Origin of the sequence: Pectobacterium polaris, from assembly GCF_002307355.1 — a bacterium.
GTDB classification, from domain to species: Bacteria; Pseudomonadota; Gammaproteobacteria; order Enterobacterales; family Enterobacteriaceae; genus Pectobacterium; species Pectobacterium polare.
Genome location: NZ_CP017481.1, coordinates 122,726 through 146,502, shown reverse-complemented (window position 1 = coordinate 146,502; position 23,777 = coordinate 122,726). Strand labels below are relative to the sequence as shown.

Here is a 23,777-nt window from a genome sequence, read left to right as displayed (position 1 = left end):
ATGCCACGAAAGTCGCTGCCGCGTAGGGAACGCGTCAGCGACGGTCCGCCAGAAGACTGTTTTTCCGAAGGCACCGCGAAGCGGCGTAATTCCCGCGAAAAAGACAGGGGTCACGGGGCGGCGTCGATTGGACGCCCCGTGTCGGGCGCGACGCAGTTGCGGAAGTGATCGTTGGAATGTATCGCGCACGAAACGTCTCTATCTTGTCTGTCATCTCTGTAGAACAATAATTGTTTGATTTCCAGGAATATTATGACTGTATCTTTGACGAACGTATCCTCCGTCGAGCGCCTGCTCGCCATCATGAAAACCCTCCGCGATCCTGAAAACGGCTGCCCGTGGGATAAGGAACAGACGTTTGACACCATCGCGCCTTATACATTGGAAGAAACGTATGAAGTGCTGGATGCCATCAGCCGTCAGGATTTCGATGACTTGCGCGGTGAGCTAGGGGATTTGCTGTTTCAGGTGGTGTTTTACGCGCAAATGGCGCAGGAGAAGGGCTTGTTCGATTTCTCTGACGTGTGTAACGCCATCAGCGACAAGCTGGAACGCCGCCACCCGCATATTTTCGGCGACCTGACGCTGATGGACAGCGATGCCGTGCTGGCCAAGTGGGAGCAGACAAAAGCGCAGGAGCGGGCGGAGAAAGATCGTCACTCGCCGTTGGATGACATTCCAGATGCGCTGCCTGCCCTGATGAAAGCGCAAAAAATTCAGCAGCGTTGTTCGTCTGTGGGCTTCGATTGGGACAGCCTGGGCCCAGTGCTCGACAAAGTGTATGAAGAGATCGACGAGGTGATGCACGAAGCGCGGCAAGCCGTTGTCGATGAAGAAAAATTAGGTGAAGAGATTGGTGATTTATTGTTCGCCACAGTCAATCTCTCTCGTCATCTGGGACACAAGGCTGAGAATGCATTGCAGGCGGCAAATCGCAAGTTCACTCGTCGTTTTCGTGAGGTAGAACAAATCGTTACGGCATCGGGAAAAACGCTGGAACAGGCGACGCTGGATGAAATGGAAGCCGCATGGCAGCAGGTGAAAAAACAGGAAATAGGTCATTAATCTATTTTTAATCACAAACCGTGTTTTTATCGATTTTAATGAGTTTATTTCATTGTTATTAAAGGTAATTATTGGTTGTGGTAAGGGCGGTTTTACCTCGCCTTCGAGTGTGTTGGAATCGCCACATTGTGTAAAACGAACATTTGTGGCGTTCATCAGGTTCAGGTATACTACTTTCCCGTCTTGGTACCTCCATCGTCTTTAAACCTAAACTCTCAGGTTCAGCATGACAACTAATTATATTTTTGTGACCGGCGGGGTCGTTTCCTCTCTGGGTAAAGGCATTGCCGCAGCCTCTCTGGCGGCTATTCTTGAAGCCCGTGGCCTCAACGTTACCATCATGAAACTGGACCCGTACATCAACGTGGATCCGGGCACGATGAGCCCGACGCAGCACGGTGAAGTGTTTGTCACCGAAGACGGCGCCGAAACCGATCTGGACTTGGGTCACTACGAGCGTTTCATCCGCACTAAAATGTCGCGCCGCAACAACTTCACCACTGGCCGTATCTACTCTGATGTCCTGCGCAAAGAGCGTCGTGGTGACTATCTGGGCGCGACTATTCAGGTGATCCCACATATCACCAACGCGATTAAAGAGCGCATCATTGAAGGTGGCGAAGGCCACGATGTCGTTCTGGTCGAAATCGGCGGTACCGTCGGCGATATCGAATCTTTGCCGTTCCTTGAAGCGATTCGGCAGATGGCGGTGCAAGTGGGCCGCGAACACACGCTGTTTATGCACCTGACGCTGGTGCCGTATCTGGCGGCGGCGGGCGAAGTGAAAACCAAGCCGACGCAGCACTCCGTTAAAGAACTGCTTTCCATCGGTATTCAGCCTGACGTGCTGATTTGCCGTTCCGACCGCACCGTGCCGGCCAACGAGCGTGCAAAAATTGCTTTATTCTGTAATGTGCCAGAAAAAGCAGTAATCTCCCTTAAAGACATTGATTCGATTTATAAAATCCCGTCGCTATTGAAATCACAGGGGCTGGACGATTATATTTGTAAACGATTCAGCTTGAACTGTCCCGAAGCGAACCTGTCAGAATGGGAACAGGTTGTGTATGAAGAAGCGAATCCGGGCGGTGAAGTCACTATCGGTATGGTCGGCAAATATGTTGCGCTGCCGGATGCCTACAAATCCGTTATTGAAGCCCTGAAACACGGCGGGTTGAAGAACCGTCTGACGGTGAATATCAAGCTGATCGACTCACAGGATGTTGAAACCCGTGGTGTCGAAGTATTGAAAGATTTAGACGCTATCCTGATTCCGGGCGGTTTTGGCTATCGTGGCGTCGAAGGGAAAATCATGTCGGCGCGTTACGCCCGTGAGAACAATATCCCTTATCTGGGCATTTGCCTGGGGATGCAGGTCGCATTAATGGAATTTGCCCGTAACGTTGCCGGGATGGAAGGGGCAAACTCAACGGAGTTTGTGCCAGACTGTAAGTACCCAGTGGTTGCGTTGATCACCGAATGGCGTGATGAGAACGGTGAAGTTGAAATCCGTGATGAAGCCAGCGATCTGGGCGGCACCATGCGCGTTGGCGGGCAGCAATGCCATCTGACCGAAGGCAGTCTGGTGCGTCAGATGTACGGTGAGCAGACGATTATCGAACGTCACCGTCATCGTTATGAAGTTAACAACATGCTGTTGAAACAGATTGAAGCGGCGGGATTACGGGTTGCTGGTCTTTCCGCCGACCGCAAACTGGTGGAGATTGTCGAGTTACCCGATCATCCCTGGTTCGTTGCCTGTCAATTCCACCCGGAATTCACGTCAACGCCGCGAGATGGACATCCGCTGTTTGCCGGCTTTGTGAAAGCCGCTGGCGCGTACCAGAAGCGTCAGATGAAGTAAGAGTTATATCAGCAACGCGCGATCGCTATCGCGCGTTGTTCGTCTAGGGTTTTAGTTCTATCTAAAGTTTTAGTTTAACTTGTACTGAGGAAAATCTAATGTCCAAAATTGTTAAAGTCATCGGCCGTGAAATCATCGACTCACGCGGAAACCCAACTGTTGAAGCGGAAGTTCATCTGGAAGGTGGTTTTGTAGGTCTGGCTGCTGCGCCATCAGGAGCTTCTACTGGCTCTCGCGAAGCACTGGAACTGCGTGACGGTGACAAATCCCGTTTTCTGGGCAAAGGCGTAACGAAAGCTGTTGCTGCTGTTAACGGCCCGATTGCTCAGGCTGTACTGGGTAAAGACGCGAAAGATCAGGCGAACATCGACAAGATCATGATCGACCTGGATGGTACTGAGAACAAATCCCAGTTCGGTGCTAACGCCATTCTGGCCGTTTCTCTGGCAGCCGCTAAAGCAGCCGCTGCGTCAAAAGGCCTGCCGCTGTATGCTCACATCGCTGAACTGAACGGCACCCCAGGCAAATACTCTATGCCACTGCCAATGATGAACATCATCAACGGCGGCGAGCACGCGGACAACAACGTTGATATCCAAGAGTTCATGATTCAGCCTGTTGGCGCGAAAACGCTGAAAGAAGCCATCCGTATGGGTTCTGAAGTGTTCCACACCCTGGCTAAAGTGCTGAAATCCAAAGGTATGGGTACCGCTGTTGGTGACGAAGGTGGCTATGCGCCAAACCTGGGTTCCAACGCCGAAGCGCTGGCTGTTATCGCTGAAGCGGTAAAAGCAGCAGGCTACGAGCTGGGCAAAGACATCACGTTGGCGATGGACTGCGCAGCGTCTGAATTCTACAAAGACGGTAAATACGTTCTGGCTGGCGAAGGCAACAAAGCGTTCACCTCTGAAGAATTCACCCACTTCCTGGAAGATCTGACCAAACAGTACCCAATCGTCTCTATCGAAGACGGTCTGGACGAATCTGATTGGGCTGGCTTCGCTTACCAGACTAAAGTTCTGGGCGACAAAATCCAGCTGGTTGGTGACGATCTGTTCGTAACCAACACCAAGATCCTGAAAGAAGGTATCGATAAAGGTATCGCTAACTCCATCCTGATCAAATTCAACCAGATCGGTTCTCTGACCGAAACACTGGCTGCAATTAAAATGGCGAAAGATGCAGGCTACACGGCTGTTATCTCTCACCGTTCAGGCGAAACTGAAGATGCCACCATCGCTGACCTGGCAGTAGGTACAGCGGCTGGCCAGATCAAAACCGGTTCTATGAGCCGTTCTGACCGTGTTGCTAAATACAACCAGCTGATTCGTATCGAAGAAGCGCTGGGTGATGCTGCACCGTTCAATGGCCTGAAAGAAGTTAAAGGCCAATAATTACGTCTCTGGTGTCATCAGGCCGCTGAGAAAACGGCCTGATATACGCCAACGTGATTAACCCTAAAAATCCAGAAGCGTGAAAACGTTTCTGGATTTTTTTATGACAATCCCCGCTACGCTTATCGCCCTATACTTGCCATGTTTCCTGCCGTGCGGATGCCTGATACCCACGACGTAGTACCTTTCCTACTCCCTGTTTTTATATTTTAATTTTTAAAATTCAACGTTTTATAAAATAAATCCCTCTATGGCTCGCCTTATTTTCTTTTTGTCATGTCTGTATAGTATGCATCGATATATAAAAACTTACATATCGATTATTGACATAATATTGACCAACAGGGACATAGCAGATGAAGGCCCCAAGAAAAAATAATAGAAAAAAAGCACAGTGGTTATTGCCAGCATTGATGGTGGTTGTTCCACCCGTATTGAGCGCTGAACCGACAGCCAGCAAGGTCAACGAAAAGGCAAAAGCGGCCGATGTTATGGTCGTCAAAGCGGAACGCAGTGAGGCGAATGCGAATCTGGCTGGCGCAGGCATGACGACCGATGATGTGGAGATCGGGCCGCTGGGGAAACGTTCACGGCTGGATACGCCGTATTCGACCACGACCGTGACAGAAGCCATGATTGCCAATCAGCAGGCGAAGAACGTTAACGACCTCCTGAAATACAGCGCGTCCAGCCAGATGCAGGCACGAGGTGGCATTGACGTTGGCCGTCCACAAAGCCGCGGTATGCAAGGTGATGTGCTGGCGAACAGCCGGTTGGATGGATTAAACATTATTTCCACCACGGCGTTCCCAGTCGAAATGCTGGAGCGGCTGGATGTGATTAACAGCCTGACTGGCGCGCTGTATGGGCCTGCCAGCCCGTCCGGCCAGTTTAATTTCACACAAAAAAGACCCACCGCACAGACGTTGAACCGCTTTACCGCAGGCTATTCCGGTAAAGGTGCAGCGATGGGCCATGCCGATCTCGGTGGACATCTGGGTGATGAAAACCAGTTCGGCTATCGCATCAACCTGCTGCACGATGAGGGCGAGGGGAGTATCAGCAACAGCACGCTGAGACGGCAACTCGCCAGCGTCGCGTTTGACTGGAATCTCTCACCCGACACGGTGTTGGAAGTTAACGCCAGCGAGTATCGCTTCAGAAAAATGGGTTATGCCAGTGGCTTTTCCTATGGCCCGACGATTCAGTTACCTAGTGCACCGGACGTGACGAAACAGGGATACGGGCAGAGCTTTGCGGGTCTCGACCTCATTACCAAAACGGCCAGCACACGCCTGAAGCACTACTTCAACAATAACTGGTATGCCTCGGGCGGGGTGGGTTATCAAACTGCCGATCGTGGTATGCGCTCGCTGTCGAATGCGATTACTAACAATCAGGGCACTGTGAGTACCTCTCTGACGCAGCCTTATACCGCCGGACGCTTTAAGGTATTGAGCAATACGTTGCAACTGAACGGCCATATTGATACGAACGGGCCTTCTCATGATGTGGTATTCAGCACCACCGGATACCAATGGACAATCTATAACGGACTGGGGAATAGCAAGCGCTTCCCGTTGGGAAACAGCACCATTGATTCACCGCGTAGTTATACCGATCCTAGCGATGGGCGTTTCTATCTGGGATCGGGTCGCTATAAATCCAGTCGTACCAGTCAGCAGGCTATCACCGCTGGCGATACCGTTACGTTCAACGATCGCTGGTCGGCGATGGGCGTGGTGAGCCAAAGTTGGATCACCTCACGCAGTTTTGGCTCTGATGGTGGAGTGATACGCGATACTGGCACCAGTCCGACTGTGTCATTGATGTATAAGCCCTTGCCTAACGTGATGACCTATGTCGCCTATGCTGATTCACTGGAACAGGGCGGCACTGCGCCAACAGATGATTATGTGGTGAATAAAGGGCAGACGCTGAAGCCTTATCGCAGTACCCAGTATGAAGCGGGTGTGAAATCACAGTGGGATGGGATGAACCTGAACGCGGCTATTTTCCGTCTGGAACGTCCCTTCGCGTATGTTGCATCAGATAACGTATTCAAAGAGCAGGGTAATCAGGTCAATACAGGTCTGGAGTTAATGGCGGATGGTGAAGTGTTTTCCGGCTTGCACCTTTACGGCAGCATGACGCTATTGGATCCCAAGCTGAAGGACACCGAATTAGCCGCAACGCGTGATAAGCGAGTGGTTGGGGTGCCGAAGCTTCAGGCCAATCTGCTGACGGAATACAGCCATCCGTCTGCACCCAATCTGGTCTATATCGCGAATCTTCACTACACCGGTAAGCGTGCGGCCAATGACACCAACACAACCTGGGCAGACAGCTACGTCACGCTGGATTTGGGCACACGCTACGGCTTCAAACTGTACGATAAGCCTGCGGCATTTCGTGTTGCACTCAATAACGTCACCAATGAACGTTACTGGGCTTCCATATTCCCTGGCAGCACGGACGGCATTAACGGCGGTGCCAATGCGTTTGTCGGTGAACCGCGTGAAATCCGCGCTTCTCTGACCGTTGACTGGTGAGTGCGATGCTGAAACGTAACCTTACCACGCGGTATCGCGGGCTTCTGCTCAATGCGTTAGTGCTGTTGGCGGTGAGTTTCTCCGGCGTGCATCTGGTTCAGGCGGAAACGCCTGAACCTGCTACGCGGACGATTCACTATTACGGCGATCGCACGGTGACGGTGCCCGCGACGGTTGAGCGGGTTGCCACCTCGTGGAATGCGCAAAACTCGATACTGGCGATGCTGGGCTATGGCGATCGTATTGTCGGGACGACGAAGCTCGTACGCGATATGCCGCTGTTCCGTCAGTTTGTTCCGTCCATTACGCAGGCGTCGCTGGTTGCTCATAGCGGAAACATGGGAATTAATACGGAAGCGCTGATTTCTCGCCGTGCTCAGGTCTTTTTCGTGTCGGACAGCGTGCCGGTTGCTGAAGCGGAAGCGCTGAATAAGGCAGGGATTGCCATCGTACCGCTCCGCTATAACTCGCTGGCGGCGATGGTGGAGCGCACGCTGATTACCGGTGAGGTTCTGGGGCCAGACGCATCGCGTCGGGCACAGGATTTTGCTGCCTACTATCAGGATAACGTCAGGCGTGTGACGGAGGTGATCCAGAACATTCCGTCACAGCAGCGTGTGAAGGTCTACCATGCGGTTGGCGATCCGCTAACGACATCGGGACGCCCTTCGCTGAATCAGGACTGGATGGATCTGGGCGGCGCGATCAACGTGGCGGAGCCGTGGTTTAGCCGTTCTGGCGTGACAACGGCACCCGTGTCGCTTGAGCAGATTTTTCAGGCCGATCCCGATGTGATCATTACGATGCGGGCTGACGATGCGAAGGCGATTCGGCAGGATGCGCAGTGGCAGCAGCTACGTGCGGTAAAACAGGGGCGCGTTTATGCGAATCCGCTAGGGATGTTCTGGTGGTGTCGGGAAACGTCGGAGCAGGCGCTGCAGTTTCTTTGGCTGGCAAAAACGCTGTATCCGCAGCAGATGCAGCACATTGATATGGCAAAAGAGACGCATGATTTCTATCAGCGCTTTTACGGCTTCGATTTAACCGCGCAGCAGGTGGATTCTATTTTGTATCCCCCTTGAGATATGCCGAGGTGGATGACTTAATGACAGGGCCGCATCGTGATGCGGCCCTGTTTTTTTAGACACAGACAAATGAGGGGATAGCGCGGATTAAGCCAGCTGCTTGAGAATCGCTTTGGCGACGACTTCCGAGCTTGCTGGGTTCTGACCGGTGATCAGCTTGCCGTCTTCAACGAGGTACGGCGCCCAGTCTGGGCCTTTTTCATAGAGGCCGCCGAGTTTCTTGAACTCATCTTCAATCAAGAAAGGCACCACGTCCGTCAACTGAACTGCCTCTTCTTCACCGTTGGTGAAGCCCGTCACTTTGCGGCCTTTAATCAGCGCGTCGCCGTTTTCTGCTTTCACGTGAATCAGTACGCCCGGCGCGTGGCAGACAAAACCTGTCGGTTTGTTGGCGCGTACAAAGGCTTCGATGAGCGCGATAGAGACCGGCGATTCTGCCAAATCCCACAGCGGGCCGTGACCGCCAGGATAGAAGACGGCATCGAAATCCTGTTCGTTGACGGTATCGAGTTTTACCGTATTGGCCAGTTCCTGCTGTGCAGCAGGGTCCGCTTTAAAGCGATGCGTCAGTTCAGTTTGAAAATCGGCCAGATCGCTTTTTGGGTCGAGAGGCGGCTGGCCGCCAGCAGGAGAGGCGAGCACCAGCTCGGCACCGGCGTCTTTAAAGGTGTAATAAGGGGCGGCAAACTCTTCCAGCCAGAAGCCGGTTTTATTGCCTGTGTTGCCCAGTTCGTCGTGAGAAGTCAGTACCATTAAAATTTTCATCGTTTTTCTCTCTATGGTTGCAGGATGATCGGGTGAAAGCTGCCGATTACCCTTTGAGGACGGCAACAATCGCGTCTTGTTTTTCATGGTAAGGCGCACGCAGTGTCAGGTTAGACGCGCCATCTTCACTTTGTATGACAATCGGTTTGGCATGGCTGAAACGGCGGAATCCGTGAACGCCGTGATATGCGCCGATGCCCGATGCACCAACGCCGCCGAACGGAAGTGTGTCGATAGACACGTGCGTCATCACATCGTTGATGACCAGCGCGCCTGATGTCGTTCTGGCAGCGAAACGCTGCTGCATGGCTTCATCGTTGCTGAACAGATACGCCGCCAGCGGGCGTGGATGCGCGTTGATGTAGTTAATCGGTTCTTCTGCCGCCTGATAGGTTTTAATCGGCAGCAGCGGGCCAAAAATTTCTTCCTGCATGATCGTCATATCATCATGTACGCCGAACACCAGATGCGGAGCAATTTTGCGGCTTTTCGCATCGTAGGGCGCTTCGCCTTCCGGTGCCAGACTGACGACGGTCGCGCCTTGCTGTTCAGCCTCTTTCAGAATACGAATCAGGCGATCGTAATGCTTGTCAGCAATGATAGACGTGTAATCCGGGTTCGCCTGTAGTGTCGGGAAACTTTTCTGCATAAACGCTTTCGCCGCATCGCGGAAAGCCTGCTCTTGACCTTCGGGCAGCAGAACGTAGTCCGGCGACAGGCAGATTTGCCCGGCGTTGAAGGTTTTCACCGTCAGCGTGCGTTCAACGGCTTCGTTGATGTTTGCGCTGAAATCGATGACGACGGGGGATTTGCCACCCAGCTCCAGCGTGACCGGCACCAGATTCTCTGCTGCGGCGCGCATCACATGTTTCCCAACGGCGGTGCTGCCGGTGAAGACCAGATGATCGAACGGCAGTTCGCTGAATGCCTGACCAATTTCTGCATCACCCAGCACTACGGCCAATTCCAGCGGATCAAAATAGTGGGCAATCAGTTCTGCCAGCAGTTCAGACGTACGCGGCGTGAGTTCTGACGGTTTCAGAATCGCGGTATTACCAGCGGCAAAAATGTCAGCCAGCGGACCGAATGATAGGTTTACCGGGAAGTTCCACGGGCTGATCACGCCGATCACGCCCAGAGGTTGATGCTGAATCCACGCCTGCATGCCGGGAGCAGGTTCATCCACGGGTTCTGGCTGCATCCAGCGTTCAACGTTGTCGATGGCGTTCTGTAGCATATTCAGCGTGATGCCGATGTCGGCAGCGAACGAGTGATACAGGCTACGATGGCCGAAATCGTCACTCATGGCCTGCGCGAGCACCGCATGGTTTTCACGGAGCAGGTTGATGCTGCGCTGTAAGCGATCTTGACGCAGCGCGGCATCGGCTGGGCCAGATGCAATGTGAGCACGCTTCATCGTATTCAGGATGGCTTGTAAATCCTTTTTGGATTGTTGTGTCGACATGTTTTGTCCCCTTTTAGTCGTCGATTACCAGAGAAAACAGAAAGTTAGCCGGGGTTTCCGGGTCACTCAAGATGGGATAAAGGATACGGCAGGGGTTGATCCGTCCGCCAACAAGATTATTATTCGGGGGTATAAATAATTTTATGGGTATAACCTCTCTATAGGTCTCGTATGTCACTCATCCGTCTACGCACGTTTGTGGAAGTCTATCGGCAGCGCTCGATTAGTGGAGCGTCGCGCGCGCTCAATTTGACCCAGCCAGCGGTGTCGCAGCACATTGCCGGGCTGGAGGTGGCGGTGGGGCGACGTCTCTTTGAGCGTCAGGCAAATGGTGTGACGCCAACGTCAGCGGCAGACGACTTAGCGGCGGATCTCGGGGACAAGCTCGATGAAGCCGAGGCGGCGCTGGCGTCTGCCCGCGCGAGGTCAATGGACGTCTCAGGGACACTGCATATCATTGGTCATGCGGATTTCATGGCTGAAGTGGTGTCCGAGCAGCTATTGCCACTGCTTGAGGCGGGCGTGCGGGTGCATATGCATACCGGCGACGGCGATTTGATTAAACAGATGCTGCTGGAAGGGCACTGTGATTTGGGCATAACGGCGCACCCGGTGACGGATAAGCGGCTGAAAAGCGATCTGCTAAAGAGCGCGACACTACAGGCGGTGGCGGCTCCCGCGATTGTCGAGCGACTATTGCAGACGGGCGATCTGCCGCAGGCGCTGGCACAGGAACCGATGCTGGCGTATGACCTTGAATTTCCCCTGATCGATCACTGGTTGAAGAAGAACCGCATGGAGGAGAAGGGGCTGGTGCCCGCCGTGGTGAGTCAGGATTTGCGTGCGCTGCGTCGCGTGCTGACCAGTGGATTTGGCTGGACGGTGATGCCGGTGTATTTATGTCAGGATCTGCTGGATACGGGGGATCTTGCCATTATTCCGCCTCCTGTCGGCACAACGCAGCTGGATTATTACCTGGCTTGGGTACCGGGCGCACTGCGCCAGCCGCGTTTAGCCCACGCGCGGCAAACCTTCCTGTGGCGATTACAGCACGCTGAATAGCGCTAGTCTCTGCTAAAAAAGCGCCATTTTTCAAGACATCGCGAGGCAACGTCCGTTGGTGACGCTGCCTTTCTTCCTGCTGACTTCCCATCTTCTATCCTGTGATCGCCATAAACGAACTGTTGGTTTCGTTCAGTTAAAATGGCTTTTTATAAAATCTTTGAAGCGGATCGCACCAATCTTCCCTGTGCTGCCAGCGTGGGGCGCGTGGTGGCAAAAGCGCAAAGGTTTTCACGATCGCCGGGCGCTACCGTATCAGCGTGACACCTTCATAATTAAAAATGTTCGGGGAAGGATGGCGATGAAAACGCGTAAGATCGGTTTGGCTAACTATTTAGCCTACGGTTCAGGGGACTTTCTTGGTGCTGGTACAACGGCGCTGACGGCCGCTTGGTTACTCTATTTTTACACCACGTTCTGTGGCTTAACGCCGATTGAGGCAACGTTTATTTTTGCGATGGCGCGTGTGCTTGATGCCGTCGTCAGCCCGCTGATGGGCTTCCTGACCGATAACTTCGGTTCAACCTGGCTGGGCAAACGCTTTGGCCGCCGTAAGTTCTTTATTCTGCTCGGTATTCCCTTCGTGTTCAGCTACAGCTTCATGTGGGTCGGGGATATGAGCTATTGGTACTATCTGCTGACGTACCTGCTGTTCGATGTCGTCTATACGATGGTGCTGGTGCCGTATGAAACGCTGGTGCCGGAAATGACCGACGATTTCAAACAGAAGACCAAGTTCTCTGGCGCACGCATCGCGCTGGCGCAACTGTCTGCGATTTTGGCCGCGTTCCTGCCGGGCATCCTGCTGGGCTACTTTGGCAAGGACAATGCAGTGTCCTTCTTCTATTCGAGTCTGGTGTTCTCCGTTATCTGCGCGCTGGTGCTGACGCTGGTCTATTTCTTTACCTGGGAACGGCCGCGCGATCAGATGTCGGAAGCGTCGCTGCGGGCGGAGAAAGAGCGCCAGTCTCTGACGTTAGGCCAAAGCCTGAAACGGCTGAACGTCGAGCTGGTTTCCACGCTGCGTATTCGCATTTTCCGTCAGCATCTTGGGATGTATCTGGGCGGGTATATCGCGCAGGACGTGTTTAACGCTGTGTTCACTTATTACGTGGTCTTTGTGCTGATGCAAAGCCCGACCATGGCGTCTAACCTGATGGGAACGATGGCGATTCTGCAATTCATTGCGGTGATCGGCATGATTCCGCTGTGTATCCGCTTTGGACCAGCTCTATCTTACCGCTTGGTCGTGTGCCTGTTTGGCGTGAGTGCGCTTTCCTACGCCGTCCTGTGGTACAGCGGTCTGCATGACACCTTCTCTCTATTGCTGTTGATTTCTGCGCTGGCTGGCATTGGGCGCGGCGGGATCAACTACGTGCCGTGGAACACCTACACTTACATCGCGGATGTGGATGAAGTGATCACCGCGCAGCGTCGCGAAGGGATCTTCGCTGGGATTATGACGCTGACTCGCAAAGCCTCTCAGGCTGGAGCGGTGATGCTGGTGGGCGTGGTGTTACAGCTCTCCGGCTTTGTGTCCGGCCAGAGCGTACAGGCACCGAGCGTTAGCCACACAATTCTGATGATTTTGAGCTTCGGCACCGTGGGCGTGCTGGCGCTGGGCTTCCTGGTTTCTCTGCGCTTTAAACTCAACCTGCAAACGCACAGCGTGCTGCGAGAAGAGACGCTGAAAATGCGTGAAGCCGGGCGTCCTGTGCCGGAGAAGATTACGCCGCAGGCGCGGGCAACGGTCGAAATGCTGGCTGGTATGCCGTATGAATCGCTGTGGGGCAATAACAACATCGGCTATCTGAACCGCCATAAAGGTGACAAGCCGGTCGCGCACGCCACGCAGTCGTAACTGTATTGAACTGTTAACTGATAACTCAATTGGATGAATGACTATGACCGTATTCAGTGTAAAACATAGCCCGCTTTTATGTCAGCCAGAACGCTTCATCTCCCGTGAGGATCTGAAGGCGCTGATTTGCCGTATCACCGACAATCTGGTGAATATTGAGGATAAAACCGGTGAATTCTTGTTACGGCTGGACGATGGTCGGGTAATTGATACCAAAGGCTGGGCGGGTTGGGAATGGACGCACGGGATCGGGCTGTACGGGATTTATCAGTATTACCAGCAGACGGGCGATGAGCAGATGCGCGCCATCATCGACGACTGGTTTACCGAGCGTCTGGCGGAAGGTACGCCGACGAAGAACGTGAACACCGTGTGCCCGTTCCTGACGCTGGCTTATCGCTATGAAGAAACGGGCGATGCGCGCTGGTTGCCGTATCTGGAGCGCTGGGCGGAGTGGGTGATGTACGAAATGCCGCGCACGGACAAGCAGGGCTTGCAGCACATTGTTTATAACAATGAAAACCATCAGCAGATGTGGGACGACACGCTGATGATGAGCGTGCTGCCGCTGGCGAAAATCGGCAAGCTGTTAAACCGGCCGGAATTTGTGGAAGAAGCCACGTATCAGTTCCTGCTGCATGTGCAATATCTGATGGATCGCGAAAGCGGCCTGTGGTTCCACGGCTGGACGTTTGAAGGGCAGCACAACTACGCGAAAGCACGTTGGGCGCGTGGTAACAGCTGGTTGACGATCGTTATTCCTGAATTTATCGAACTGCTGGATCTGCCGGAAAACAACGCGACGCGCCGCTTCCTGTTGCAGGTGCTGGAAAGCCAGATTGAAGCATTGGCGAAATATCAGGATGACAGCGGCCTGTGGCACACGCTGATCGACGATCCGAATTCGTACCTTGAAAGCTCGGCAACCGCCGGTTTTGCCTACGGAATCCTGAAAGCGGTACGCAAGCGCTACGTCGACCCGAGCTACGCTGAAGTGGCGGAGAAAGCGATTCGCGGCGTGATTAATCACGTCAATCAGGACGGTGAACTGACGCAGGTATCATTCGGCACCGCGATGGGCAACGATCTGGATTTCTACCGCAACATCGCCCTGACCTCCATGCCGTACGGCCAGGCAATGGCGATCCTGTGTCTGGCGGAATATCTGCGGGTATATTTGTAATTAGGTCATCGCTCTGGTCTGTGAGAGGAGAATTCTAGGCTGGATAGAAGGTACTGAGCTCATTTTTAGGGGAAACACAGGGGGAGGTTCCCGTAGGGACGCCTCACCCCTGTGGTAGCCCCGTGTATCTCAATCTAAACGATAGATACTGTAAGATAAGAGGGATGTTTCATTTCCCACCCGCGAGATCGATAAAATTCCCTGTGACATAGGACGCCTCATCCGATAACAGCCAGCCTATCGCTTGCGCGACTTCCATCGGGTGACCACCTCGCTTCATGGGCAGCGAATGTTTGATGCGATCGACTCTTGCCGGTTCACCGCCGTCAGCATGCATATCGGTATAAATAAAACCGGGCCGCACGGCGTTAACACGAATGCCCTGATCGGCGACTTCCAGCGATAAGCCAATCGTCAGCGTATCAAGCGCGCCTTTTGATGCCGCATAATCAATATATTCATGCGGTGAACCCAGCCGGGCGGCGGCGGATGACACGTTGACGATAGCACCGCCTTTTCCGCCATGACGGAACGCCATACGCTTGACCGCTTCCCGAGCACAGAGAAAACTGCCCACCGTGTTGGTCGCAAAAATATCGTTAAGCCGCACGGCATCAAGCTGTTCAATGGTGGCTTGAGGTTTAAGCATCGCGGCGTTATTCACCAGACCTGTGAGGCAGCCAAGTTCTTTATCCGTCCGCTTAAAAAGCTCGATAACCTGCTCTTCATCGGCGATATCGACCTGAACGGCGATGGCCGTCCCGCCACTTGCGCGAATCTCTTCGAGAACGCTATGCGCACTGTCCTGCTGGGTGCGGTAGCCGATGCAAATCTTGTGGCCTTTTCCTGCCAGATAGCACGCGGTTGCGCGGCCAATGCCGCGCGAACCGCCAGTAATCAACGTAATGAACGCCATTCTGATACCTAGTTCTTTAGCCCTGCCACACTGTAATTAACCGGAAGCCAGCGATAGCCGTTGGTGGTGCCGTTGCGTTCCAGACGCGTACCGACGTGGCCGATGCCGGGGAAGGGCAGGTGAGCGCCTGCAACCCAGTAACCCTGACTGGCGGCGTCGGCCAGCACTTTATTACGGGATTCCGTTGCCTGATCCATATTTGAGTCAAAGCTGATGGTGGTGGCCGGTAAGCTCATTTGCACGGCTTCCGCATGAATGATGTCTCCCCACGCCAGCAGTTTTTTGCCTTCGCTCTCGATCAGAAAAGATGTGTGCCCCGGCGTATGTCCCGGACTCGGAATCGCGGTGATGCCGGGTAACAATGCGGCTTGCTGAGCTGGGAACGTTTTCAGCTTGTTCTCTTTGCGAATAGCATCAAAGGTACTTTGCACGCGCTGGAACGCGGATTTTCTGTTCTCTGGTGCGTTCTTCAGGTTATCCGGGCTGAGCCAGAAGTCGGTTTCTGGCTGGCTGACATATACGGTGGCATTCGGGTAGCTGAGTTTCTTGTCCTGCACCAGACCGCCAAAATGGTCGCCGTGCAGGTGAGTCATCAATACGGTATCGACCTGTTCAGGTTTGTAGCCCGCCGCAATCAGATTCGGCAGCACTTTTCCAACCGTAGGGTTGCTCTGCTTACCGTTACCGGTGTCTATCAAAATCAGGTGTTTACCAGTATTGACCAAATAGGCATTGATGGAGGTTTCCACCTGCGGCGTCAGCGATTTCTCTGCCAGCAGTTCGGTGATTTTTTCCGGTGGAGTGCGCTGTAACAGTTTGTCCATTGGCATGGTGTTGGTGCCATCAGACAGCGCGGTAATTTCAAACTGGCCCAGCATCATGCGGTAATAACCCGGCTGAGTTTTAATCTGAGCGATATCCTGCGCCTGAACAAATGCAGGCACAAAGGCGCTCGAGATGAGTAATAGGGCGAGAGGTTTCAATAACTTCATTGATTCTTATCCTTGTTAATAATGAAACATATGAAAGCAGGTGAAGTTGTAACAACAGATTGATTATTGACGCACGGGCCAAATTACTCAACTGTCCTGACGTTGACGTGTTCCCGCCAGATTTGTCACGGTGTTTCCGCCATCCTGCAACGCGAATGATTTAGGGTATAATGCATTTTTAAGTGAGAGAGACAGTGAAAACCATGCAGTACCCGATTAATGAAATGTTCCAGACGTTACAGGGCGAAGGCTATTTTACCGGTGTGCCGGCGGTGTTTGTGCGCCTGCAAGGCTGCCCGGTCGGCTGTAGCTGGTGCGATACCAAACATACCTGGGACAAACTGGCAGAGCGGGAAACCTCATTGGATCAGGTGCTGGTAAAAACGGAAGAGAGCGATGCCTGGGGCGCGGCGAGCGCGGACGACATTCTGGCGCTGATGGTGCAGCAAGGTTATACGGCACGCCACATTGTGATCACCGGCGGTGAACCCTGCATCCACGATTTGGCACCGCTGACGCTACAGCTGGAAAAGCAGGGCTTCAGCTGCCAGATCGAAACCAGCGGCACTCATGAGGTGCGCTGTTCGCCAAAAACCTGGGTGACGGTATCACCGAAGGTGAATATGCGTGGCGGTATGAAAGTGCTCGATCAGGCGCTGCAACGGGCGGATGAAATAAAACACCCGGTGGCGCGTGAGCGTGACATTGAGGCGTTAGATGCATTACTGGCGCGGCTTGATGATGATAAGCCGCGCATCGTAGCGCTACAGCCGATCAGCCAGAAAGACGATGCGACCAAGCTGTGTATCGAGACCTGCATCGCCCGCAACTGGCGGCTGTCTATGCAGACCCATAAATACCTGAATATCGCCTGATATTCATTTACTGATAATAGCGACTGAACGTCGCGGCGTGAGAGAGGGATGCTCACGCCAGACTACAGCACCACCACTTCTTTATTACTCGCCTTTATAGACGCAGCCGGCGGTGCAGGTTTCTTTCACCATCACGGCGCTGAGCAGCGGTAATGTCGGCTTCAACTGGTGCCAGATCCAGTGCGCTAGCACTTCGCTGGTCGGGTTTTCCAGACCGGGGATCTCATTCAAATAGTGATGATCCAACCGTTCCCACGTAGGTTTGAACGCGGCTTTCAGCTCAGAGAAATCCATCACCCAGCCGGTATACGGATCCACTTCACCGGTAATTTCCAGTCTCACCATGAAAGAGTGCCCATGCAGCCGCCCGCATTTGTGGCCGTCGGGTACGTGGGGCAGATGATGCGCGGCTTCAAACTGAAAATCTTTAAAGAGTGTAGTGACCATAGCGATGTTCCCGGTTTCGTTCTGAAAAAGGAGCTCTCAGAACATAGTATGCAAAAAACCGTCGCATACTACCCGAAAGTGCTTATTCTTCCAACTGCACGATCTCCGCATGATGCCAGCCGGAAGGCAGCGGATCGGGACGGCGGATCGTCATGTGGCGGGTAGTCAGGTTCAGGACGCCACGGGCAAAGAGCGCGGGCATGCCGCCAGGGTAGTGCTCAACGCCGAATGCGCGTCCCGTTGTGGGATCGACCCGATACGCATTGTCCAACCCCATACCCGTCGGACGTTCTGGATTACAGGGCGGACGCACATCGTACATGCCCTGTTCCGGTGAGTCGCTCTGCCGCTGTTCGAGATGCACGGCATAGAAATGAATATCCCGAATGTAGCCTGCGGGCGTGCTGTGCAGGTTAATCGCTCCCTCGCTGACACCGGCGATCTGAGAAAACTGTACCGCTTCGATCCGACCCGGTTCGATGGCGGGATCGCGATAGCGCACGGAGATAAAGATCGGATCGGCCTTGCCCCAGTGGCACGGATGCGCGGCGACGCACTGGAATGTGATGTTGCTAAATTGCAGGCGTCGAAACGCGCCGCCATCGCGTGAGATCAGGCCGATCGCGCGGTTGGTATCGTAAATGGCGCAGTTGCTGACGGAAATGTCTTCAATGTCGGCAAAGGTTTCGGTGCCGATCTTCAGGGCGCAGCTCTTGGAGCGCAGCAGGCAATTGCTGATGACGACCTGCTGCACCTTACGTTGCAGATGGGGCGGCTTATTAGTGGTTTTGATGCACAGCGCATCGTCGGCGGCGCTCAGCGAACAGTTGCTGATTTGCACCTGCTGGCAGCTGTCGAGATCCAGCGCATCGGTATTTGCCATGCTCAGATCGTTATCAATCGTCAGACGTTCGACGATGATTTGGCGACAGCTGACCAGATGCACGGTCCACATCGGGGCGTGTTCAATCGTAAAATCACACAGGCGGACGTGTTCGCAATCCTCAAAGACCACAATACGCGGGCGATGCTGTGCAGGCAGGCGATAGCCTTGATCGTCGGGCTCCGCAGAGAAATAGGCATCGGCATTTCCCATGATCTTACCCTGACCGCAGATCGTGATATTGCGCTGTTGGTAGGCATAAAGAAATGCACGGTGCGACAGCTCAGCCATGCTGATCGTCGTGGCCTGCGCAAATTGTTCATAGTCACCGCTGACGATTAACTCAGCCCCCGCCTCCAATTGCAGACAAAAATTGGAAGGCAGCAGTAATCCCCCTAGCAGATAGCGGCCCGGTTCCACCGTCAGGGTGCCACCACCCTGTGCCGCAATCCGATCGATAGCCTGCTGAAAGAGGGCAGTATCCGGCGTGATGCCGTCGGCGGCGGGGGAGTATGACTGAATAGAGTGCTTCATCGCTGTATCCTATCTGATCGAACCTGCTCCGATTGCAGCACGTTTTCTGGCCTTTGGCTGTGGCTGTCGTAGTGAAATCTGCGCAGGTTGGAGCAGGCTTCACAGCGCACAACGCGCGGCGTCAGAGAATGTGAAAGGCATAACGAAGAGGACGATGCGGCGCGTTATGCCGTGTGTGTTTCATCACACTTTTACGCCGTTTTTTCTCTTTCGCCGCGCACATGGCGTGGTTTTGTTGTTTTTGTGTTTCTTATTTGTGAATTAAATCTCTTTTTGGTGTGGTGCGTCGGTTAATGATGTGAGGCACCTCCCTGCCGCGTTACATATTGCTTACACCGTATGGTTGAAACGTCCACTAACACGGTGCGGTCATCAGCATTTCTTCCGTCAGCCCCGCAAATCACACGTTTTCCCGCCGTGATGACTAGCGCGATAAAAAGGGTTCTGCCTATCTTGTCAGGGTCAGGGAGAGGTTGATTCCCAAGACAATAGGCGGTTGTGTACCCGACCTGCTTTCTCATCCATACGCCACACCAGTACGCCAGACACACGCACAAACACAATAATAATGTCGTTGGGGGAAAAATGAGATTACCTGGACTGATTGTCATCGCCTTCTCTGCGCTCTGTTCGTTCGCGCAGGCTGCTGAACCCGTGGAATTACGCCTCTCCTGGTGGGGAGGAAACAGCCGCCATCAGGCGACCTTGACTGCGCTGGAAGCGTTTCAGAAAAAGTATCCGCACATCAGCGTGAAACCAGAATATACCGGTTGGGACGGGCACCTATCCCGCCTGACGACGCAGATCGCCAGCGGCGAAGAACCGGATGTCATGCAGGTTAACTGGAACTGGCTGCCGATTTTTTCCAAAACCGGCACCGGCTTCTATGACCTGAATAAGCTGACTGATACACTGAAATTACAGGATTTCCCCGAAGATGCGCTGAAACCCGCGACGATTGACGGCAAGGTGAACGCGATTTCCACCTCGTTGAATGCGCTGGTGATGTATTACAACACGGAAACCTGGAAGAAGGCCGAACTGGCCTATCCCACTACCTGGGATGAGCTGTTCCATGCGGGCAAGGTGTTTAAAGAGAAACTGGGCGATAACTATTTCCCCATTGCTTCACCTGCGCAGGACAGCGGTGAAGGCATGCTGGAACTGATCAACTATTACATGACGCAGAAGTACCAGATCGGCATGATCGATGAAAAGAACAAGCGCTTTAACTACAGTGAGGCACAGTGGATCGAGGCGTTTCGCTTCTATAAGCGTTTGATCGACGAACATGTGATGCCATCTTCGAAGTATTACAACGCGTTCGGCAAAGTCGGGATGTATGAAACACGCCCTTGGATTAACGGGGAATACGGTGGGGCGCATCTGTGGATTTCGGTTGTGAAGAAATACGCCGATCCGCTGGCGGCACCCGGTAAGCTCGAATTAGGGCCATATATCATGACGCCGGGATCGGATAACTCCGGGCAGTTCTTCAAACCGTCAATGCTGTTTGCCATTAGTAAAAATACCAAGCACCCGAAAGAAGCGGCGCTGTTGTTGAATTATCTGATGAACGATCCTGAAGGCGCGTTGCTGATGGGCACCGAGCGCGGCATCCCGCTCAGCCGTATCGCCAGACAAGAGCTGGAAGAAAAGCAGAAGCTGGATACCAACGATCTGTCGGTTGCCGGGCTCTCAATGGCGCTAGAAAAACCAATGAAAACGCCAGTGTCCTCGTATCTTGAAGATCCGCAGTTGGCTAGCCTGATCCTGCAAACCATTGAACAGCTCGACTATGGCAAAAAGAGCGTGGAAGAATCGGCGAAAAACTTCAGCAACTCTGGTGAGCGCATTCTGAAGCGAGTGATTCGCTAGCAAGCGACTGACTAAGATCGTTATTGATTCAGAGCGTTATTGATTAATGTAGTTATCGATTAGGGTAGGGACAGCCGGTGCGTTACGTGAGTTCAGCCAACTGCTGTTGCAGGCTATCGGCTAATGCGCGTGGACGCCCGGCATCAAACATCACATGCAGGCTCACCGGGTAATCTCGGTGTTGCAGGCAGAAATCCTCCATTTCATGCCCAATACCGTACAGCGCCTGAATATTGGTTTTGGCGATTTCCCGCAGTGTCCAGTTGTTCTCCACCTGTTTGCAGTAGTGCAGCGTAAAGAAGGCTTTCTGCGCGTGAACAAAGGCGCGGCAATACAGCGTTAGGCCGCGCCATTCCTGCTGCCAGCGCACGCTAAGCGCTTCCGGCATCGCGTGTTCGCGGGAGAATTGTAGGGCGGCCTGCTGGCACTGTTCCGCCAGCTGCCAGGCGGCATCTTTCTCTTTCGCAATGTGATAGAGATTCTGCGACGCCAGCTCGGCATGCTGCGGATCGAACGTAATATCCTGACCGGAACCCGGTAGCCAGTGGTTACGGTTGAGCTGACCGTATAGGCTCCAGATCGCCTGACCAAAGCTGGTTGGCAGCAGGCTGTGACGATGGAAAACGTGGTGACGCGCATACAGCGACAGGGAAATGGCCTGATGAGCCTGATCCAGCAAAGCGAGCATCGTATGCAGCACGGTATCGTCCGGCTGCCATTGATAACGCGTCATTAGCCACTGTGCGAACAGCGTGCTTTCGTTTGCCGCTGCGGTCTGGTTCGTCAGCAATCGGGAACAGGCAAACAGCGTAAATTCGCTCAGCGTGCCGATCACGCTGTGATTATCGACCCCTTCCCAACTGATGCGGCACAGCGCACTAACAATCGCGGGATTTTTCTCCCGGCACCACAGCAATCGCCCCTGAACTTCGGTGTAGCGCAGGAAGGGGAGATTGCCCCAGCCGACTTCTTCGCCAGCCAGATCCAACTCAACCCAGACTTCACGCCCGCTGACGCCCAGCAGTGCGGGGTTATTGGGAAACTCGGGCCAGAAGCGTTCCGGCGTGACTTTGATGGCGACGGAGACCGATTCTGGCAGTGTGCGAATGGCGTTCAGCACATTACCGATATCCTGATGGCTGGCGGGAAACGCACGCAATACCAGATGGCGTTGGTGGTAGTGCATCACGCGGGCGACGGCGGAAAATAAGCGGTGATAGATCTGCTCGCTGTCGGCGTGGGTCGGCCAGAGAGTGGTAACGGGAACGATACCGTTGATCGCATCGCCGGAAGGGGCGGAAAAGCGCAGCAGGCTATCGCTGTTGGAGATCGCCAGCAGCAGGCCGCTCAGCCGCGGGATCTGCTGCATCAGCAGTTCGACTTTGGCGGCAAGGTAGTCGCACCAAAAATCGGTATCCATGCGGAGGCTATGTTTGTCGTCGAGCAATTCCGGGTGATGGAGCAGTAAATCTGTGGGAAAGGACAGCTCTTTGCATTGCAGATATAGCGCCAGCCCCTGTTCACGGCAGTGCGCCGCGACCTGATTCAGGTAAACACAGCGTGAACGCTGCTGGCTGCTGATGCGATCGTCAAAACGCGCGTTATTGTAGGCTTCCGGCGTCACCAGCTTATCCAGCAAATCCGCCGCGCCCAGCACCAGCGTATTGAAACCCTGTTCACGGGCGTAATCGACGACCGAAATGACCTGCTGCCAGTGCCAAATATCCTGCGTATTGAGTTCCAGCGCGCGTCGTTGCCACATCATTTTTCTCCCGTTGCCACTGGCGTGAGTATCGCATTGATGTGTTATCGCAAAGGAGAAATTCCCAGAGTGAACGCCAGAAATGTGAGCCTGTTCGCTAATCGCGATCGTCTAAGGTGTTGTTGGCGAGGCAGAAAAATCGAGGATGCCAGCTAAAAGCCTTCCAGCAGCTTTAATTGGCTGAATGTGAGTGGGCGATAGAAGATATATCCTTGAATCCCAATGGGGTGATATTTATTTAACCGGTTCAAATCGGTCGCCTTCTCAACGCCTTCACAGATAATGTTTACGCCAAGAGGAATGAGCTTGTTCAATAAGACCTTTAGTTTTTGTGATTTGATCTCTTCTTTCCCGATGCCATCGATAATAGAGCGATCGATTTTTATGGTATCGAAGTCAAACAAACTCAGGCTGTCTATTTGTAGATTTCCTGCGCCGAAGTCATCTAATGAAATCATAAAACCATATTTCTTGGCCTGATTTAAAAAGGGTATCCCATCTATTAGCTGCTGCCGGGTCGTTTTTTCACTGATCTCTATTTCTATATTCTGTGGGTTAACCTCATGCATGAGGCATTTTTGGTATAACGTTTCCAGATAGGCGGAATTATTAAAGAGTAAATGTGACAGATTGAATGATATTGTCATGCTACTTTTGTTTTTTATTACCTGACAGACCACATCAAACATAAAGTCTGTCACTTTATCGATTGCTTTACACTCCTCAATTTTATCGATGGTCTGCTGAGTCGATGTTAAAACGCCTTCTGAGTTATAAAACCTGGCGAGGGCTTCATAGCGGAATATTTTATTTTGAGGGAGATGGATAATAGGCTGAAACTCTGCTGTCAGCCTAAGAATTTTTCCATCGATATTTAATGTTGTTGTATTCATTTTACTGATTACTCACCCTCTCCCTGGAAATAGAAACTCGATAGTGTGACTCGTTTGGATTCTACACAATGATTTGGAATATTTGGAAATTGTTTTAAATGATCAATTATTCATGTTTGATAGTCTTTAGCTATTGAATAAAAAATAATGATCGCTTAAATCTATGTTTGCTTTGGTTCTTTATTCCATTAATTATCGTTTAACTAATTTTTAATTTCATTGTTTTTTGTTTAATTGGTTTTTATTTTGTTTTTGTTTGAATTTTAACCAATTTGGTGGGTGTGTGCGAGCGTTGTGACTT

19 protein-coding genes are annotated in these 23,777 nt (G+C 52.9%); 11 read left to right on the top strand and 8 right to left on the bottom strand.

Translation table 11 applies throughout. The features are described from left to right. The 6 genes from BJJ97_RS22030 to BJJ97_RS00650 all read left to right on the top strand — a co-directional run bounded on the left by BJJ97_RS22030 (position 1) and on the right by BJJ97_RS00650 (position 7,957). Positions 1-168 (top strand): hypothetical protein, encoded by a 168-nt coding sequence (locus BJJ97_RS22030; RefSeq protein ID WP_157910768.1) that lies wholly within the window; start codon positions 1-3, stop codon positions 166-168. Between the two features lie 84 nt (positions 169-252). Beyond that, entirely contained in the window at positions 253-1,065 is an 813-nt protein-coding gene (gene mazG / locus BJJ97_RS00670; RefSeq protein WP_095992780.1) for a nucleoside triphosphate pyrophosphohydrolase, read from the top strand. 226 nt (positions 1,066-1,291) lie between these two features. After that, positions 1,292-2,929 carry a glutamine hydrolyzing CTP synthase gene (gene pyrG, locus BJJ97_RS00665; RefSeq protein ID WP_039486203.1) on the top strand — a complete coding sequence of 546 codons (1,638 nt, stop codon included), beginning with the start codon at positions 1,292-1,294 and terminating at the stop codon, positions 2,927-2,929. A 98-nt stretch (positions 2,930-3,027) separates the two neighbouring features. Then, entirely contained in the window at positions 3,028-4,323 is a 1,296-nt protein-coding gene (gene eno / locus BJJ97_RS00660) for a phosphopyruvate hydratase (RefSeq protein WP_039513233.1), read from the top strand. A gap of 356 nt (positions 4,324-4,679) precedes the next feature. Next, entirely contained in the window at positions 4,680-6,875 is a 2,196-nt protein-coding gene (locus tag BJJ97_RS00655; protein WP_095992779.1) for a TonB-dependent receptor, read from the top strand. A gap of 5 nt (positions 6,876-6,880) precedes the next feature. Further along, a complete protein-coding gene (locus BJJ97_RS00650; protein WP_095992778.1) occupies positions 6,881-7,957 on the top strand; it encodes an ABC transporter substrate-binding protein in 1,077 nt (358 codons plus the stop codon). A gap of 90 nt (positions 7,958-8,047) precedes the next feature. On the opposite strand, the gene BJJ97_RS00645 is transcribed toward BJJ97_RS00650, so the two are convergent. Together BJJ97_RS00645 and BJJ97_RS00640 are read right to left on the bottom strand one after the other, a co-directional pair. Further along, positions 8,048-8,725: a type 1 glutamine amidotransferase domain-containing protein gene (locus tag BJJ97_RS00645; protein ID WP_039486193.1), complete on the bottom strand. Its 678-nt coding sequence runs from the start codon at positions 8,723-8,725 to the stop codon at positions 8,048-8,050. A 46-nt stretch (positions 8,726-8,771) separates the two neighbouring features. Beyond that, positions 8,772-10,190, bottom strand: coding sequence for a coniferyl aldehyde dehydrogenase (locus BJJ97_RS00640; protein WP_095992777.1), 1,419 nt, complete (start codon positions 10,188-10,190; stop codon positions 8,772-8,774). 171 nt (positions 10,191-10,361) lie between these two features. Here BJJ97_RS00640 and BJJ97_RS00635 point away from each other — a divergent pair, with 171 nt between their 5' ends. The 3 genes from BJJ97_RS00635 to bglB all read left to right on the top strand — a co-directional run bounded on the left by BJJ97_RS00635 (position 10,362) and on the right by bglB (position 14,296). Next, entirely contained in the window at positions 10,362-11,252 is an 891-nt protein-coding gene (locus BJJ97_RS00635) for a LysR family transcriptional regulator (protein WP_095992776.1), read from the top strand. A gap of 301 nt (positions 11,253-11,553) precedes the next feature. Beyond that, positions 11,554-13,113, top strand: coding sequence for an MFS transporter (locus tag BJJ97_RS00630; RefSeq protein WP_095992775.1), 1,560 nt, complete (start codon positions 11,554-11,556; stop codon positions 13,111-13,113). Between the two features lie 43 nt (positions 13,114-13,156). Beyond that, entirely contained in the window at positions 13,157-14,296 is a 1,140-nt protein-coding gene (gene bglB, locus BJJ97_RS00625; RefSeq protein ID WP_095992774.1) for a beta-galactosidase BglB, read from the top strand. 169 nt (positions 14,297-14,465) lie between these two features. Here bglB and BJJ97_RS00620 read toward each other — a convergent pair whose 3' ends face one another. Further along, on the bottom strand, positions 14,466-15,212 hold the full coding sequence (locus BJJ97_RS00620) for an SDR family oxidoreductase (RefSeq protein WP_095992773.1): 747 nt from the start codon (positions 15,210-15,212) through the stop codon (positions 14,466-14,468). 8 nt (positions 15,213-15,220) lie between these two features. Continuing rightward, on the bottom strand, positions 15,221-16,204 hold the full coding sequence (locus BJJ97_RS00615; protein WP_095700448.1) for an MBL fold metallo-hydrolase: 984 nt from the start codon (positions 16,202-16,204) through the stop codon (positions 15,221-15,223). A 203-nt stretch (positions 16,205-16,407) separates the two neighbouring features. Between BJJ97_RS00615 and queE the strand changes: the two genes are divergently transcribed. Then, entirely contained in the window at positions 16,408-17,079 is a 672-nt protein-coding gene (gene queE / locus BJJ97_RS00610; protein WP_095701958.1) for a 7-carboxy-7-deazaguanine synthase QueE, read from the top strand. An 84-nt stretch (positions 17,080-17,163) separates the two neighbouring features. Here the strand turns inward: queE and queD are convergent, their stop codons facing one another. Further along, positions 17,164-17,526, bottom strand: coding sequence for a 6-carboxytetrahydropterin synthase QueD (gene queD / locus BJJ97_RS00605; protein WP_010309068.1), 363 nt, complete (start codon positions 17,524-17,526; stop codon positions 17,164-17,166). Positions 17,527-17,608: 82 nt separating this feature from the next. Next, positions 17,609-18,943: a glycoside hydrolase family 28 protein gene (locus BJJ97_RS00600; protein WP_095992772.1), complete on the bottom strand. Its 1,335-nt coding sequence runs from the start codon at positions 18,941-18,943 to the stop codon at positions 17,609-17,611. A gap of 585 nt (positions 18,944-19,528) precedes the next feature. Here BJJ97_RS00600 and BJJ97_RS00595 point away from each other — a divergent pair. Further along, positions 19,529-20,821: an ABC transporter substrate-binding protein gene (locus BJJ97_RS00595; protein WP_095992771.1), complete on the top strand. Its 1,293-nt coding sequence runs from the start codon at positions 19,529-19,531 to the stop codon at positions 20,819-20,821. An 82-nt stretch (positions 20,822-20,903) separates the two neighbouring features. Here the strand turns inward: BJJ97_RS00595 and BJJ97_RS00590 are convergent, their stop codons facing one another. Further along, the gene (locus BJJ97_RS00590) at positions 20,904-22,583 is read right to left on the bottom strand and encodes a hypothetical protein (protein WP_095995298.1); all 1,680 of its coding nucleotides are present in this window, start codon (positions 22,581-22,583) and stop codon (positions 20,904-20,906) included. A 152-nt stretch (positions 22,584-22,735) separates the two neighbouring features. Then, positions 22,736-23,476 (bottom strand): EAL domain-containing protein, encoded by a 741-nt coding sequence (locus BJJ97_RS00585; RefSeq protein ID WP_095992770.1) that lies wholly within the window; start codon positions 23,474-23,476, stop codon positions 22,736-22,738. Between the last annotated feature and the right edge of the window lie 301 nt (positions 23,477-23,777).